Here is a 15,759-nt window from a genome sequence, read left to right on the forward strand (position 1 = left end):
CTTTAAGAGATCAAAGATATTTGTCTTAAGTCAATATGGTTAATAAAGAATTGGCTTAGATTGAGATCATGTTCAGAACAAATTACAAAGTTCTTTTCAAAAATTAATGGAAATAATTTCTTAAATACAATCTCTCTAATAGCAGAGTTAATATGAGAAGTTGTTTCGTCTAATAACAAGATCTTTCTAGAAAGAGTACATAGATAAAGAAAATTAACAAACTGTCTTTGTCCATCACTAAGTTCTTTAGTTTTTAGTTTTTGATAGTCATAAATTCCTATTTGCTTAGCTAAAGTCAAAACAGTCTTAAGCCTTTCTTCACTTAAAGATTGCTTCAGTTTCAATCAGTCAAGTTCTAGAGCTTCTGATTTAGAGTTTTGATAGATAACTAATTTATTAAGAGAACTCATTCAAAGACTAGATAGTCTAGTTCCATTAATAAAGATGGAATTAACTGCATCAGGTAACTTAGCAGAAATTAACTTGTATAGAGTACTCTTGCCTATTCCAGAAGGCCCAGAGATAAAACTACTAGGATAGATGGACAAATTTAAGTTATGAAATATTGTTTTTTCTCCATTGTGATAACTCAATCCTTTGATCTCAATTAATCTAGGCTCCAAAGGAAAAATATAAGCTTCACTCATTGTTATTGGTAAGTTGTCATTAAACAACAGATGTTTAAAGTGATTCACTGAGTTTTTATATTTAGCTCAATTCAAGCCATTAAGTATTAATTTGTCTAAAGCAGAGCTTAGTTGCATATAGGCAATTCCAGCAAGGATCAAATGAGAAATAGAAATACTTCTTGAAAAACATAGATATGCCCCTATAAAGTAAATTGAGCAATTTATCAATTGTGTCATAAAAAAATTCAGTTTTAGGAACAAAGTCTTTTTTAACTGAAAGTTTTTATCAGTTAACTGTCACTCAGTTATTTCAGTACTTAGTGAACTATTTAGAAAAGAGAACTTGCTGAAATCTCATTCATATTTCAGAAATTGATTTAGTTTGAAAATTAATTTCTGAATATTGACCTTATGTTTGAGTAACTTTCCTACTCCTGAATTATCTAGCTTATGAAGGATATAGAAATTAACTGTCTTAGTAAATATCAAAACAATAATTAGGGTTAAGAATCAAGATTGCAGATAGATCAGATAGAAGATTATGAGAGAAGCAATCATAACACTAGAGATCATTGTGCTCAGTAATTCACTGTAGAAGAGAGACATTGTCTCTATATACTCTTGAATCATTAGATATTGATTCTTAGATAACTTAGATCAGAAATAGTTCTTTTTTCTCTCTAATCTATTCAGCAAGATACTGTATAGCTCTTTACAGTATCATTGCTTATCTTTGAAGTAATAAATAGACTTCAGATACTCTACTAGAGCTCAGATAAAGATAACTAGAATGGCAATAAAGATAATGGGGGCAATATTTTGTAAGTATTGGCTCTGTATCACATCCTCAAATACCAATTTGTTAGTAACAAAACTAATAATTAGTAAGAAAAAAACTGTTAGCTCTAGAGATATATTTCTCAATAATCTAGAAGGCTTAAGAATAGAGATTTCTTTCTGGGAATAGTTAACTAATATTCTGGACTTACCAGAAGAATCAATCTTCTCTATTAGTAGTATCTTCCCAGAGAATATAGAAGCTAATTGTTGATAGTCAACTCTGAATCTACCTAGTTCAGAGTCATATAACACACAAGTGCTTTGTGTTTTCTTAGCTATTACAAAGTGCTCAGCATTATTTCTATATAAGAGCATTACAAAAAATCCTTGTAAAGGATTTGCCTGTAACTCTTTAATAGATAGCTTGTAAGCCTCTAAATGTATTCCATACTTTCTATTAATGGTTTCTAATTCAAAGATAGAGATACCTCTTTCAGTGATATTTAGTTGATCGAATATCTCTGATCTACTTACTTCTCTGCCTAGAAAGTGATTAATTAATGATCTTGTAACGGAAACACCACATTCATGTTCACTTTCTTGGTAGTAAATCTTCATATAGTAGGCCTCGCCAATTCATTAATTAAGACAAAAACTAATAAAGAAATAAATATACACTTAAGAAGTTTATATATAATTAAGGTAAATCTATGTCTTGTTGCTGTAAACATATGTGTCATCACTGTTGTGGTTCTTGTTGCTGTATGTCTTCTTGTTGCCACTCTCATCACCATCATTGTTGCTCAACTACTTCCAGTTGTTGTTCAGATTTTTGCGCTGAAGAAGAATCTTGTGGAAGTTGTTGCAAAGACTGTTCAGGACACAAAGGAAGCTTAAGTTAGGCTAGCTCTAAGCTTGGCTTTAAGCCAAGCAATTAAGCCTAATGTATCAAGATATTGTTTACTCTCTCTCTGAAGTTACTAGATTCTATTCCAAAGAGCAAAAGAGAGGAATCTTAGTCAAACCAAGTCAAGAGTTAGGTTGTCAAGACAACATTCAAGTTCTCTTAAGCTCTAATCCTTTTATTACAAATATTCAATTAGAGATGCAAGGATGTATCTTACTTAAAGCCTCTGTTAATGCTCTTTGCTTAGCTATTGAGAATAAGAGCAAAACAGAAAGTATTCAAATAATCGATAACTTTTTAAAGATGATTCAAGGAGAAAACTTTAACCCTGAATTCTTAACTGAGAGTCTAAAGATATTTGAAAAATTTAAATTAGCTTTAAGCAGAAGAACTTGTCTAACACTAGGAGCCTTAGAGCTAAAAAAGACTATAGAAACTAACTAATTATTGATTCACAAAAACAATTAATTCTAGGATCACACATCTCCCTAAACAAATCTAATAACTATCTCTTAGGAGCAGTACAAGAGTCAATATACAATGGTGCCGATTGCTTCATGATTTTTACTGGCCCTCCCCAAAATCAACGAAGAGTCCCAATTGATCAACTATTTCTATCAGAAGCTTTAAAAGAGGCTCAAAAAGCCAATATAAACTTCCAAAATTGTGTAGTCCATGCTCCTTATATCTTTAACCTAGCAAAAAAAGATGAAGATGGCTTCATCCATTCTTTAGTGGTTAATGAGATTCAGAGAACCGTTCAAATGGGAATAAAGATCTTTGTTGTTCATCCTGGTTTCTTTTACTCAAAGCCCAAAGATCCTGAGCAACTCTCCAAAGATAGACAGGCTGGAATACAACAAATTATTAGTAATCTAAAGAGAATATTAAAAACCACAGAACATTTAGACTATTGATTCGCTTTAGAGACAATGGCAGGCAAAAAGAATCAATTAGGAAGCAGTTTAGAAGAACTTAAAGAAATCATTGAAGGATGTGAAAATCACCCTAGATTAGCTGTGTGTTTAGATACAGTTCATCTACATGACAGCGGCTACGACCTCTCTGATGTAGAAGGATTTAAAAAACACTTTGACTCTTTAATAGGACTAGACAGAATTAAGACTATACATCTAGGAGATTCAATGAATCCCAGAGGATCTAGAAAAGATAGACATGCAAACCTTAATTATGGTCATATAGGTTTTGATACTTTAATGAAGTGAGCTTATGATGAATTCTTTTCAACTCTTCCCATAATAGTAGAAACGCCTTTCTGAATTAAAAAAGTTGGTGAAAAGAAAACCTTAGTCTCTCCCTATAAATGAGAGATTCAATTAATTAGGAATAGAGCCTGAAAACCTATTCCAAATCCAGAACACCAACCTATCTATAATCGTTTTCTAACTTCAACTAATGAGTAACTTTAAAACCTATTGAACTAAACTAAAAAACTTTATCTCTAGATTCTGTAAGTCTTATTTAGAGTGACTTCATAGACAAAGAGAGCAAAGACATGTTAAGTTCGTCAAGAAACGCACTAAATTAGATTGCAAAATAAAAAACCTAGATCGAAAATTAGGTTTATATTTAAAGAAAACAGAAGCTAAAAAACAAAAGTTACAAGAAAAACTCAATAAAGTTAATAAAAAGTTAGAAAAGCTTGACAAAGCTTTATCTAACGAACTAGAGGTTTTTGAGACAAAGACTGAGGAAGAAAATCCTAATTTCTAATATATAAAGTTTTTATAGTATAAAAATAGGGTGTCTTAGCCAAGTTGGTAAGGCATGGAGCTGCAACCTCCATATGCATCAGTTCGAATCTGATAGACACCTCCAAAAGCTCCTAATAGCTCAATGGACAGAGCACTAGCTTGCGGTGCTAGAGGTTATAAGTTCGACTCTTATTTAGGAGGCCAGAAGTTCGGGACATAGCTCAGTTTGATTAGAGTGCTTGGTTTGGGACCAAGAGGTCGCAGGTTTGAATCCTGTTGTCCCGACCAGTAGTTTGGCAGGATATCTCAGTTGGTTAGAGGGATCGGTTCATATCCGATAGGTCGCGGGTTCGAGCCCCGCTCCTGCTACCATTTATAGGAAGCTTACCCAAGTGGACGAAGGGGTCAGTCTTGAAAACTGAGAGGCATCTAATAGGTGCGCAGGGGTTCGAATCCCTTAGCTTCCGCCATTTATTTGTTAATATCACCTATGAGTGAAGTCTCTCATTAAGGGGAATTCCTTCCTCTTTAGAGAGTATTTTTTTCTGTAATATCGCGGGGTAGAGCAGTTTGGTTAGCTCGTCAGGCTCATAATCTGAAGGTCGTAGGTTCAAATCCTACCCCCGCTACCAATAGGGGCTTTTAGTGTAGAGACCTAACATACCACACTGTCACTGTGGAGATCGCGGGTTTGAATCCCGTAAGGCCCGCCATATATGGATTTTGGGTAGGCTTCGTAGCTCAGTCGGTAGAGCAACGGTCTGAAGCACCGTGTGTCGGCAGTTCGATTCTGCCCGAAGCCACCATAATAAAAAAACATTTAGTATTCTTTAAATTAATTAATTTCTTAACTTAAGTTTTCATTATGCCTAGAATAGCTATCCTATTCCAGTGCTCTGAATGTAAATTTAGATACTACTTAAGTCAAAAGAAGATAGATAAGACTGTGGTTAATAAAAAATTAGAGCTAAATAAATTCTGTAAGAAATGTAGAAAACACTCTAAACATATAGAACATAAAGTAGACTAATTAACTAAATTAAGGGTAAGTAAAAGTAATTTAGTTAGGTAATAATGAAAAAGATATTTTTAGATGCTCCGCTATATATTAAGGTCTTCGCCTCTGCTTTTGTTGCTTTAGCTAGTTTAACTACTGGAGCCTTTTATTATGTTGGGGGAAAACTCCAAGCAAAATACAACAAAGATCTATTACAGATTCATAAAGCTAAGGAGATGGTAAATGCTCAACACAGACAATTAAGTTACTATAGAAGAACAACTATTCCTTAGTGGTTGCAGTTATATATAGTCTTGCATTTCTTCTTTTAGTTTTAGGTCTTCTTCTTTCTTCCTCAGGTTCTACAGGAGGTTTCTCTGTATTGTCTGGTTATGACATAGAACTATTTAAGAAGACTAAAGACTATGGAATAGTCAAGATACTTAAGTTACTAATGTTTTTGTTTACCTTACTTTTATTTATTCTTTGTATTAGTTATCTGAAAAAATTAAAAGGATAGCTTTTAATGTTTCTTGAATCGCAATCATTTTTACAAAAGAATAAAGGTAAATAGATTTAGCGGAACGGGGTTTATTCCCCGATTCAAGCTAAAGATCTCCAAAGAGAACCTTAAGGGAGCTCTAAATAATGATTTAGTTTTATTTAAGTTACCAGATCTCAGAAAAGGTTCTAGAGATACTGAACCAAAGATCATAAAGATAGTTGAGAGATTCAAGGTTAACTTTGTAGTTGAAGTTCTTGAGATATTAAGACAGGGAATTATTGTTTTTTTTGATGATCCTCAACTGTCTGGAAAGAGAGCAATATTTGGAGTTTTTTCAAAAGTTCAAATAGGACATAAGATTCTTGTTCAATTGAAAGCTTTTCCTCCTGAAAGAATACAAGGAAAACTTTTAGAGATACTAGGACCTAAAGGAGAGCCGGAAGTAGACTTCAAGTCTTTAGTACTAGATCTAAAGCTCCCTAATAAGTTTCTAGGCCAAGAACTACAGGAAGAAATAAGACAACTTAAATCACAAAGAGAGTCTGTATTAACTAATACAGAACTATATAAGTCTTTAGAGGATAAGTATTTCTTCACTATAGACGGAGAAAAAGCTAAAGACTTTGATGATGCTATTTGCACAGAAAAGCTTGAAAATGGCTTTAGGCTTTATGTAGCTATTGCAGATGTATGAGGTTACTTAAGACACTGTCCTTTTATATCTGAAGAAGCTAATCAAAGAGGAACTTCTATCTACTTACTCAATAGAGTTATTACTATGCTTCCTCCCATATTATCTGAGGATCTTTGTTCCTTGAGAGAAGGAGAAAAAAAGAACACCATCTGTCTTTCCATAGAGATCACAGAAAGAGCTGAAATAAAGAAATCAACTCTAAAGATCTTTCCAGCTTTTATCTCTTCCAAGAAAAGATTTACCTATGAACAACTAAATAGGTATATGAAAGGACAAGAACAAAATCTATTTTCAGATGAACAACTTAAATTATCTGTTCTTCATAGTTATGAAGTTGCTAGAAAGTTTGTAGAGAAAGAGCAGACAGGAGACAAAGAGCCTTTAAGAATCTCTCAAGATAAGTTAAAGTATCACCTAGATGAGCAAGAAAGAATTACAGGCTACTCTAGAAGCAATGAAGACTCTCATAGCTTCTTAAGTTTTGAGAAAGTGATAGAGAAGTATATGGTTCTAGCCAATAACTTAGTAGGAGAGTGATTTAAGAAACATAACCTTAAGACAATCTATAGAGTACATAAGACTCCAGAACACTCAAGAATAAATAATTTCCTTTATGATATGCAATCCTTTAAGTGCAATGCCCCCATATTCCTTGATTCCCCTGACTTAACCACTAACAAGTTAAATAGGTTATTATCTGTCTTTAAACAAAGCCCACACTTTCAGCTAATTCAATATAACTTCTTATTAACTTTGCCAAAAGCAGAATACAGCCTAATGAATATAGGTCATTTTGGACTTAATAGTCAAAATTACCTACATTTCACTTCTCCCATTAGAAGACTCCCTGATTTATTAGTTCATAAGGCTTTATGAATGTATTTCCTTTCCCCTTCTCTCTATTCAGAGAGAGAGAAAGAAACTAGTCTTGAGATCTTAGATAAATTAGTCTATTTCTCTAATCTTTTTGAACAAAGAGCTGTTACTGCAGAAAGAAGATTCACTTCTAGGAAAATGTATCAATACTTATTAACTAAATACCCTAATCAAGAGTTTGAAGGAATAATAGTAGCTAAAACAGAATGTGGTTACAATATCCGAATAGATAATTGTTACGAAGGATTTATTAGAAGAGAAAACTGTAAGTCTAACAAGAGATTAGGTGATTTCATTCTACTTAAGAAAATGGAGTATTCTTGAGATGAATTTATAGAGAGGTAAGGGGGAGATTCATCTACAAAGTAACAAAAAAAGACTCCATAAATATCAATCCTTTGATAGTTATGTTGCTGGATTAAGTCTTACTTCTCCTATTGTTAGAGGCATACTTAAAGGGGAATTGGCCTTTTCTAATAGTTATGTGAAAGCTATAGGTACTGAACTATTCTTAGTTGGATTTTGTCCTGAACCAATTAGACTACTACTTCAAAAGAGAGAGATAAGAAAGATTATTGAATCTTCCAAAAAGAATGGATATAGCATACTCCCTTCCTCTCTCTTCTTAAAAAATAGAAGAATTAAATTAGAGATTCAGTTGTGCAAATACAACAAGAACTATTTAAAAGAGAAAAAGAATAAGAAATATCTAAGGTCTAGGGATAAAAGTAAGTTCTTAGATCTTGATTACTAAATCAAAGGAGTTAATCTACTTCGATAATGCCACAACTTCTTTTAAATTACTTTCTTTTATTGATAGACTACTCCAAAGCTACTCTGATACTAGTTGAATAAAAGATAAGGAAGAATATCTCAAATCTTTACTTGAGAAATTAGCCAGTTGATTAAGAGTCGCCCTAGATCAAATAGCTTTAGTTCCTTCTTCTACCTATGCAATTAATGAAATATTTGAAAGATTAATTGAGAGTTGAAACCAATATCTACTTAAGGTTTATATCTCAGAAAGTGAACACATCTCTAATCTAGCTAGTCTTTGAAACTTTAGGGAGAAAAATAAAGACCTAATTAAGATCCAATACTATCAGTCAAATAAGAAAGTTGTTCATAGCTTGACTAATGAGAAAGGAATAATACTCATTACCTTAAGAGATAACTTAGGAAATCGCAACTGAAGCCAAGAAGAAATTGAGACTCTCTCCCAAAACAATCCAGAATTAGTGATTATTGGTGATTTCACTCAGTCAATGTTGACCGATGATATCTCTGAAATTAAAGATTATTTTGACTATTTCTATTTCTCTGCTCACAAGATTTTTGGCCCCTTTGGTTTGGGTTGTATAGTTTCTCCAAAAATAAAAAATCTTGTTTCAAAATGCCTTTTGGGGCTGGACTGAAGATCTATATATGTGTGAAATCAAGAGTTTGAAAATATCTTGAATCTCCTAAAAAATAGTAAGACAAAAACTCAAGAGCTAATTGACTACTGAGTTGAACATTTCCCAGAAAGATTGGGTTTTAGTTACACACACTATCCTAATTCCCTGATTTTTCTAGTGAAATCCAATATGCATTCAATACATGACTTTGCATATTTATTAGAGGAACATAGATTTATCTTTAGATTCAATGATCTTTGTTCTTCTAATTCTTTATTGGCTAGTAAAGCTATTATTAGGTTTTCATTATCACCTTTAAATAACACTTCTGAGCTTGAAAAACTCTTTGAGTTAATGAGATATTTTGAGAAATCTATCAAAAGAGATTTAAAATATTAGTTGAATTATGGAAGTTTATAGAGTAGCAATTAATGGATTTGGAAGAATAGGAAGACTTCTTTATAGAAATCTATTAAATTCTCAAAGCATTAATGTTGTTGCAGTAAATGACATTGTTGAACCTAATGTATTAGCACACCTTCTAAAGTACGATAGCTCACAAGGAGTTTTAGTAGACTGAGAAGTTAGAAGCGACCAAGACAATATTTATCTAAAAAACATTAAGAGTGGCGTAGAAAAGAGCTTTAAGGTTTTCAACTTCATTAAAGAAAAGAGTTATCACTGAGGAGAAATGGATGTTGATTGTGTAGTTGAATGTTCAGGTAGATTATTAACTAGAGATGCTGTTAAGTGTCACCTTGATGCAGGAGCTGGCAAGGTATTAATCTCTGCACCAGCAAAGGATGACAGCATTAAGACAGTAGTTTTCAATGTGAACCACAATTCAATTGCAACTTCAGACAATGTAATCTCAGGAGCTTCCTGTACTACAAATGCATTAGCTCCTGTAGTAAAGGTACTTCATAGAAAGTTTGGAATTCAATCAGGGTTTATGACTACTATTCACGCATTTACCTCTGACCAAAGACTTCAAGACGCTCCACACGCAGACCTAAGAAGAACTAGAGCTGCAGCTAATTCCATTATTCCAACGACCACCGGAGCCGCTGCTGCGATTGGAAAGGTAATTCCAGACCTAAAAGGCAAATTAGATGGAATTGCTCACAGAGTGCCTGTATTAACTGGTTCTTTAGTTGATTTAACTGTGAGACTTGCAAAGCCAGTTACTGCTGAAGAAATTAACCAATCTTTGGAATCAGCTGCGAATGAAACTATGCAATACATTAGCGATCCAATAGTTTCTTCAGACATTGTTGGAAGTACTTATGGTTCTATTTTTGACTCTCAACTAACTAAGGTGTTGCCTACAGGTGAAGTGAAACTATATTCTTGATATGACAACGAGTCCTCTTATGTGAACCAACTATCTAGAACCTTGCATTACTATATCTCTCTTTAGTTTTTTAAAAATTATTTCAGTTTCTTTTTAACTTTTAAAAGTGAGATTTCACAAGCAAACTTTAAGAGATCTTGACCTTAAGAATAAAAGAGTAGTTGTTAGATTAGATCTAAATGTTCCTATCGAAAATGGAGTTATAAAAAACAAAACTAGAATACTGGGAACCATTGAGACTCTTAAGTATTTAATGGAAAATGGTTGTAAAGTAGTTGCATTAAGTCACTTTGACAGAATTAAGGACTATGACGATATGATTTCTGGAAAGAAAAGCTTGAAGATAGTTGCTGAAGAATTTAAGCAAATATTCTCTAGCAAACAGGTTGAATTTGTTGAAGATAGAGAGTTTGATGTAATCAAGAAAAAGATTAAGGATACAGGAGCTGATTTGGTTATTCTGCAAAACACTAGATATTATGACATTGATCCTTCTACAAAAGAAGCTGTTAAGTGGGAAAGCAAGAACTCTCCAGTATTAGCTCAGTTCTATGCTGAATTAGGAGATGTATTTGTTAATGATGCATTTGGTACTTCTCATAGAGCACATGCTTCTAATGTAGGGGTTGCAGAAAGAGCAAAAGACAATGCCGTTGGTTTCTTGGTTGAAAAAGAGTTAAAGGCTCTTGACTATGCTTGTGAAACTACAGAAGGACCTAAGGTGATGATTTTGGGAGGAAGCAAGGCTTCAGACAAGCTAAAGCTAATTAAGGAAATTATTGGCAAGGTAGACAAGCTAATTATTGGAGGGGGAATGTCTTATACCTTTTTGAAAGCACAAGGCAAGCCTGTAGGACTTTCTTTAGTGGAACATGATTATATCCAACAATGTAATGAGATACTTTCACAATACCCAGAGAAAATAGTTTTGCCTGTAGACCATTTAGTGGCAGACAAATTTGAAGATAAGCCTGGAAGAGTTATAGATGCTGAATCTAAAGACTGAAATATCGGAATGGCTTTAGATATTGGACCTAAGACAGTTGAATATTTCTCTGAAATTCTTGAAAGTGCTAAGGTGGTTTTGTGAAATGGACCTATGGGAGTGTTTGAGTTTGATAATTACTCAGGAGGTACTTTCTCAATTCTTAAAAAGCTAGCCGAGTTAACTCAAAAAAGAGGAGTTTATAGCTTAATAGGAGGAGGAGACTCAGTTGCAGCCGCTGAAAAACTGAAGATGACAGATCAATTTAGCTTTGTATCTACTGGAGGAGGAGCTACTTTGACTTACCTAGAAAAAGGACCTGTGCCTGGAATAGAAGTCATTAAAGACAAAAAAGTTTAGACTTAGTTCAGTTAACTGACAGCTCTTTGGGCTGTCTAGTTAAAGAATAAAAGTTTTATGGAAAGGAGTTCTATCCCCGTTTTCTCTATCTACAAAAGATTTGGTGGCAAGTTTATTAATAAAACTCCAGAGAATTGTCAAAGATTAATTCAACTTTCTTCTTTAAGTCGCTTAGGAATGGAATTAAATGGAATCTTCCTAGAAAAAGAGCTTTTATCTGTAGTCATTTGAGGCCAGATGGAATGTCAATTTTTGGAGACTATGGGGAAGGAAAGGCAAATTGAAGTTCTTAAGTCAATAATACTTAAGAATCCCCCTCTATTTCTCTTAAGTAGTAGATTTACTGAAATTCAACTTTTAGACTCATTGAATAAAGAATTTAATGATAATCAATCAGCAATTATTCAACTGGATTACTCAACCAAAGAAATATTTAACTCAGTAGGAACTTGATTAGCTAAAAGCTTAGCAACTTGAGAAACCATACATGGTTCTGTTGTTAGTGTTTTTGGAGAAGGAGTTTTGATCATAGGAGAGCCTGGAATTGGAAAGACAGAACTAGTTTTAGATTTATTGAGCTTGAATCACTTATTCTTAGGAGATGATGCCATTAATATCACTAGACTAGGGAATGCAGTTATTGCGAGAGCTAACCCACAATCTAGTGAATTTATTCAGGTGAGAGGAATTGGAGTGATCAATATCAAGGAATCCATTGGAAGATCCAAGATTATTGATGAAACCAAAATTCACTTGATAGTAGAGCTAAAGAAATATAACCTGTCTGATAGGATAGATAGCTTAGAAAATTGAGGTGAAGAAATTAAATATAAAAAGCTATTGGACGTTAAGTTACCTCACTACATTATTCCTGTTCAAGTGGGAAGAAATATTAGTGAACTCATTCAGGCTTGCGTCAATGATCACAAAATGAAAAAATCAGGCTATAACTCTGCAAAAGCTTTTGACAAGATACTTAAAGATAATCTAAAGCTCAAAAGTAAATTAGCTAAGAGATAAGTCATCTTTAAATACAGAGTTAATTAGCTGAGAAGTTATTGAGTTAATCTCAAATAGTTCAATATCTTCCACCTTTTCTCCAAAGCAAATGAACTTGATTGGAATGGAATATTTAGGTCTTAGGTTATAGATTACTCCTCCTCTAGTAGTACTATCCATTTTTGTAAGCACAAAAGCAGAGATAGGAATAACCTCTAATAGCTTTGATAATTCTTGTTGAGAATATGTTCCAAGAGTTGAATCCAAAATTAAGAAACTTTCCTCCGCAGGTTTAGACATTATCTTTTCGATAATTGAATATTGTTTTTTGAGCTCTAACAATAAGTTTTGATTATTATATTGCCTTCCAGAGCTATCTAGAATAATTAATTCATACTTTGTGTGATTGTCTCTCAAGGCCCTGTAGATTAATGCACTTGCTTTTTCAGGCAAATTAGGAGTCATAATATCTACCTTCAGTTGTTTGGCAAGAATATCTAGCTGGTCTACTGCCCCAGCTCTAAAAGTATCTCCCGCAACCAAAAGAATATTACTTACTAATTGATATTTCACTTTTAGTAAGTAAACCAATTTAGCAATGAAACTAGTTTTTCCAACCCCATTAGAGCCTGCAATGAAAAAAACATTACATTGATTGGGCTTGAAATTAAGTCCTTGTAGGGAAGAATTATTGATTTCTATTTGAGGGGGTGTCTCTAAAGAGCTAGAGTAATGATTAATTAATAACTCAATTAATTTCTCTTTAACTATTGATTCTGTTAATTCCTTAGCTTTCTTAAGTTCTTGAATTAATCTTTCAGCAATTGAGTCAGCTATTTCTAGCTGGAAATCTAATTTAATGAGGCAGTTGGAGATATTTTTCTTTAATTTTTCTGGGTCTCAATCAGTAGTTGAAGAGAATCATTGAGAAACATATTCAAATGTAGTAGATTTTTTAATTTTGCTAAAGACATTAGAGAATAAAGACATTATCTTTCAACCAAAACCTTAGTATTTAACGAACAGGTTTTGAGCTTTAGGCAAGGAAATTCCTTGAAAATTAGAGAGAGAAGATAAGAATTCAATATCTAATTTGTTGTTTTTATCAGATATATTCAAAGATTGTTTGATTTCTACTCACTTAGATTCACTGAATATTGGATAGAAAAGATAAGAAGCCAGAACAAGCTGTCTATAAATCAAAACATTTAGTTCTTGGTACCTTACAGAATTAGCTTCTAATTTCCAAGGCTCAAATTTTTCTAATAGACAATTGACATTTTCTAATAAGCTAATGACTTGACTGACTATGTATCAGAATTCACAAGCTTCAATTTTGGATTCAAGCTCAGAGAGAAGTTGAATGCCCAACTGGAATTCTGTATTTAATTCAGGAGTTTGAAAATACATAGAACACCCTAAATAACTTGTGGTTAGATTGTTTTTAAGAAGTATGCCTTTCAATCTATTGATTAGATTTCCATATAAATTGAGTAAATATTTATTGTGATATTCCTTCAGGAGTTCCTCTGAGAAAACATGGTCTGATCCTCAATTTAGATAGGCACAATATCATCTAAGGGTTTCAATAGCAAATTCTTGAAGTATTTTGGGTAAAGGTTTTTCAATCAAACTAGCTTCAGATTTAGAAATTTTTCTATTTTTTTGATTAATTAGCCATCCATGAACAATCAACTTATTAGGAAAAGCTAGGCTCTTAGCTTTTAAAAGCAATGGAAAATAAATAGAGTGAAATTTAAAGATTTCTTTCCCAATAATTTGAATAATCTGTAGTTTTCCATCTTTTCATTTTTCTTGGAGCTCAGAATTACTTAAATAACCCAATAAAGCATCAAATCATACATAAACACAAAAGGGACTATTGTCTATCTGAATTCCTCAAGCTAAATCTTTTCTAGAGACTGAAAGATCTTCAAGTTCATTAATTATTCCTGTTTCTAGATTACTCTTGTAGTGTTCAGGAAAGATTATTTGATTCTCTTGATAGTGAGTTAAAAATCAATCTTTGAACTCCTTTACCTTTAGGAAATAACTTTCTTCAGCCCTAATAATTAATTGATGTCCTAGTTCACAAAGATTGTTTTTTTCATAGTATCTAGAGGAATAGTTAGTTTCACAGCTAATACATTGATAACCAGATCATTGAGAAAGATAAATATTTCCTTTTTTCAATAAATCATTAAAGAAAGACTTAACAAATTCTTTGTGATTTTCTGCAGAAGTTCTGATGAAGTAATCAGAAGATAGTTCTAAAGTTTGATCTAATTCTTTGAATTTTTGACTAACTTGATCTACGAAATCCTGAGGGTTTAATTTTTGCTCTTGAGATTTAAGTAGGATTTTTTCTCCATGTTCATCTACTCCAGTAAGTAAATGTACTTTTTTACCTATTAATTGGTAATATCTTTTGGCTAAAGAGGCGAGTATTAGAGTGTATGCATGTCCAATGTGCGGATCTCCTGAAGCATAAAAGAGGGGAGTAGTGAGCAAAAGCTCACTCTCCTGAGTATCTAATTCCCTAGACTCGATTTAAGTTCTTGAAGTTGTTCATTATATTCTGGGCTAAAAAGCTTTTTCTTTAAAGCTGATAGCCCTTGAGCTATATTTTTATCTTTGTAATAGAATCAGGTTCCTCTTTTTTCTAGAAGTTTTCTTTCAAGAGCTTCATTAATTAGTTCGTAAGCTTTACAGAATCCTGAATCGAAATAAAGTCTTAGATTTAGCTGAATTAGGGGATTATTGAATTTATTCTTAATGATTGTAATTTTCGTTAGGAAACCTATTGTTTTGTCTTGTTGTTTGATAGCCTCAAGTCTTTTAACTTCAACTCGAATACTTGCAGCATATTTAAGAGCTCTTCCTCCAGAAGTTGTAGTTGAAGGGAAGAAAGATTGTTTTATTTGCTCTCTAATTTGATTAATGAAGATAACTGTTGTTTGGGAATTAATTAAGTAGGATTGCAATATTCTCAAACCTTTGCTCATTAATCTTGCTTGTAGCCCCATACTTTGATCCTCTAATGAACTTTCCAGTTCCATTCCAGGAACTATTGCAGCCACAGAGTCAACCACAATTAGATCTGCTTCATTTCCTTGAACCAGAGAGTTGATTACCTTGAAAGTTTCTTCTCCATTTGAGGGATAACAAATATATAGTTGGTCTGTTTTCACCCCAATCTTCTCTGCCCAAACTTTATTTAGAGTATTTTCTAGGTCAATATAGACACAAGTTTTGTTTTCTGCTTGAGCCTCTGCAATTGCATGTAAAGCTAAAGTAGATTTACCGGAAGAGTCGGCTCCAAAAATTTCAATAATCTTTCCCCCAGGTCATCCGCCAGTACCAAGGGCTCTATCCAAAGCATAAGAGCCAGTAGGAATCTTTGCGAAGTTATTATCTATTGGATTTGTTTGAACTCTCTTATCTTCATCTCAAAGTCTGACTCCTAAGGAATTAAGTTTTTCATTTAAATTCTTGGATTTAGAGAAAAGCATTATTGATTAGTTTTGTCAATCTATTAATTAGCTAAATTAGTAAAAAAGG

17 protein-coding genes and 8 tRNA genes are annotated in these 15,759 nt (G+C 33.0%); 20 read left to right on the forward strand and 5 right to left on the reverse strand.

The features are described from left to right. Positions 1–2 precede the first annotated feature (2 nt). Together DNK47_RS00430 and DNK47_RS03370 are read right to left on the reverse strand one after the other, a co-directional pair. Complete coding sequence (locus DNK47_RS00430; protein WP_112664977.1) at positions 3–2,027, reverse strand: cysteine peptidase family C39 domain-containing protein; 2,025 nt, start codon at positions 2,025–2,027, stop codon at positions 3–5. A gap of 79 nt (positions 2,028–2,106) precedes the next feature. Next, complete coding sequence (locus DNK47_RS03370) at positions 2,107–2,295, reverse strand: hypothetical protein (protein ID WP_146737501.1); 189 nt, start codon at positions 2,293–2,295, stop codon at positions 2,107–2,109. 57 nt (positions 2,296–2,352) lie between these two features. Here DNK47_RS03370 and DNK47_RS00435 point away from each other — a divergent pair, with 57 nt between their 5' ends. The 20 genes from DNK47_RS00435 (at position 2,353) to hprK (ending at position 12,219) form a co-directional block, all read left to right on the forward strand. Next, positions 2,353–2,760 carry a hypothetical protein gene (locus DNK47_RS00435; protein WP_112664978.1) on the forward strand — a complete coding sequence of 136 codons (408 nt, stop codon included), beginning with the start codon at positions 2,353–2,355 and terminating at the stop codon, positions 2,758–2,760. A 23-nt stretch (positions 2,761–2,783) separates the two neighbouring features. Next, on the forward strand, positions 2,784–3,740 hold the full coding sequence (locus tag DNK47_RS00440; RefSeq protein ID WP_309250881.1) for a deoxyribonuclease IV: 957 nt from the start codon (positions 2,784–2,786) through the stop codon (positions 3,738–3,740). After that, entirely contained in the window at positions 3,733–4,050 is a 318-nt protein-coding gene (locus tag DNK47_RS00445; RefSeq protein ID WP_112664980.1) for a hypothetical protein, read from the forward strand. Before DNK47_RS00440 ends, DNK47_RS00445 begins: the two co-directional genes overlap by 8 nt. Positions 4,051–4,079: 29 nt before the next feature. Further along, positions 4,080–4,155, forward strand: a tRNA-Cys gene (locus DNK47_RS00450). Between the two features lie 4 nt (positions 4,156–4,159). Beyond that, positions 4,160–4,235: transfer RNA gene (locus DNK47_RS00455), tRNA-Arg, on the forward strand. Between the two features lie 6 nt (positions 4,236–4,241). After that, positions 4,242–4,319: transfer RNA gene (locus tag DNK47_RS00460), tRNA-Pro, on the forward strand. Positions 4,320–4,326: 7 nt separating this feature from the next. Next, positions 4,327–4,403, forward strand: a tRNA-Met gene (locus DNK47_RS00465). 6 nt (positions 4,404–4,409) lie between these two features. After that, positions 4,410–4,501 (forward strand) — tRNA-Ser (locus DNK47_RS00470). Between the two features lie 84 nt (positions 4,502–4,585). Then, positions 4,586–4,663 (forward strand) — tRNA-Met (locus DNK47_RS00475). 4 nt (positions 4,664–4,667) lie between these two features. After that, a tRNA-Asp gene (locus DNK47_RS00480) sits at positions 4,668–4,744 on the forward strand. Positions 4,745–4,761: 17 nt separating this feature from the next. Beyond that, positions 4,762–4,837 (forward strand) — tRNA-Phe (locus DNK47_RS00485). 59 nt (positions 4,838–4,896) lie between these two features. Then, complete coding sequence (gene rpmG, locus DNK47_RS00490) at positions 4,897–5,061, forward strand: 50S ribosomal protein L33 (protein WP_099197283.1); 165 nt, start codon at positions 4,897–4,899, stop codon at positions 5,059–5,061. Positions 5,062–5,105: 44 nt separating this feature from the next. Beyond that, complete coding sequence (locus DNK47_RS00495) at positions 5,106–5,321, forward strand: hypothetical protein (protein WP_112664981.1); 216 nt, start codon at positions 5,106–5,108, stop codon at positions 5,319–5,321. Beyond that, positions 5,321–5,548 (forward strand): preprotein translocase subunit SecG, encoded by a 228-nt coding sequence (locus DNK47_RS00500; protein WP_110555165.1) that lies wholly within the window; start codon positions 5,321–5,323, stop codon positions 5,546–5,548. The genes DNK47_RS00495 and DNK47_RS00500 overlap by 1 nt, the downstream gene beginning before the upstream one ends. Before the next feature lie 13 nt (positions 5,549–5,561). Next, positions 5,562–7,448, forward strand: coding sequence for an RNB domain-containing ribonuclease (locus tag DNK47_RS00505; protein ID WP_112664982.1), 1,887 nt, complete (start codon positions 5,562–5,564; stop codon positions 7,446–7,448). Positions 7,449–7,566: 118 nt separating this feature from the next. Continuing rightward, positions 7,567–7,857: an SsrA-binding protein gene (locus DNK47_RS03625; RefSeq protein WP_080568606.1), complete on the forward strand. Its 291-nt coding sequence runs from the start codon at positions 7,567–7,569 to the stop codon at positions 7,855–7,857. Then, positions 7,847–8,899: an aminotransferase class V-fold PLP-dependent enzyme gene (locus DNK47_RS00515; RefSeq protein ID WP_181454131.1), complete on the forward strand. Its 1,053-nt coding sequence runs from the start codon at positions 7,847–7,849 to the stop codon at positions 8,897–8,899. Before DNK47_RS03625 ends, DNK47_RS00515 begins: the two co-directional genes overlap by 11 nt. A 7-nt stretch (positions 8,900–8,906) precedes the next feature. Further along, positions 8,907–9,920, forward strand: coding sequence for a type I glyceraldehyde-3-phosphate dehydrogenase (gene gap, locus DNK47_RS00520; protein ID WP_112664984.1), 1,014 nt, complete (start codon positions 8,907–8,909; stop codon positions 9,918–9,920). A 40-nt stretch (positions 9,921–9,960) separates the two neighbouring features. Next, a complete protein-coding gene (locus DNK47_RS00525) occupies positions 9,961–11,199 on the forward strand; it encodes a phosphoglycerate kinase (RefSeq protein ID WP_112664985.1) in 1,239 nt (412 codons plus the stop codon). A 57-nt stretch (positions 11,200–11,256) separates the two neighbouring features. Further along, entirely contained in the window at positions 11,257–12,219 is a 963-nt protein-coding gene (hprK, locus tag DNK47_RS00530) for an HPr(Ser) kinase/phosphatase (protein ID WP_112664986.1), read from the forward strand. On the opposite strand, the gene DNK47_RS00535 is transcribed toward hprK, so the two are convergent. From DNK47_RS00535 to DNK47_RS00545, 3 genes are read right to left on the reverse strand one after another with little or no spacing between them, the layout of a single operon-like run. Further along, complete coding sequence (locus DNK47_RS00535) at positions 12,205–13,188, reverse strand: hypothetical protein (RefSeq protein WP_112664987.1); 984 nt, start codon at positions 13,186–13,188, stop codon at positions 12,205–12,207. The genes hprK and DNK47_RS00535 overlap by 15 nt on opposite strands. Before the next feature lie 18 nt (positions 13,189–13,206). Further along, positions 13,207–14,748, reverse strand: coding sequence for a methionine--tRNA ligase (locus tag DNK47_RS00540; RefSeq protein WP_309250882.1), 1,542 nt, complete (start codon positions 14,746–14,748; stop codon positions 13,207–13,209). Beyond that, positions 14,730–15,710 (reverse strand): ATPase domain-containing protein, encoded by a 981-nt coding sequence (locus DNK47_RS00545; protein WP_112664989.1) that lies wholly within the window; start codon positions 15,708–15,710, stop codon positions 14,730–14,732. The genes DNK47_RS00540 and DNK47_RS00545 overlap by 19 nt, the downstream gene beginning before the upstream one ends. Positions 15,711–15,759 lie beyond the last annotated feature (49 nt).

Source organism: Mycoplasma wenyonii, assembly GCF_003265155.1.
GTDB lineage: Bacteria > Bacillota_I > Bacilli_A > Mycoplasmatales > Mycoplasmoidaceae > Eperythrozoon_A > Eperythrozoon_A wenyonii_C.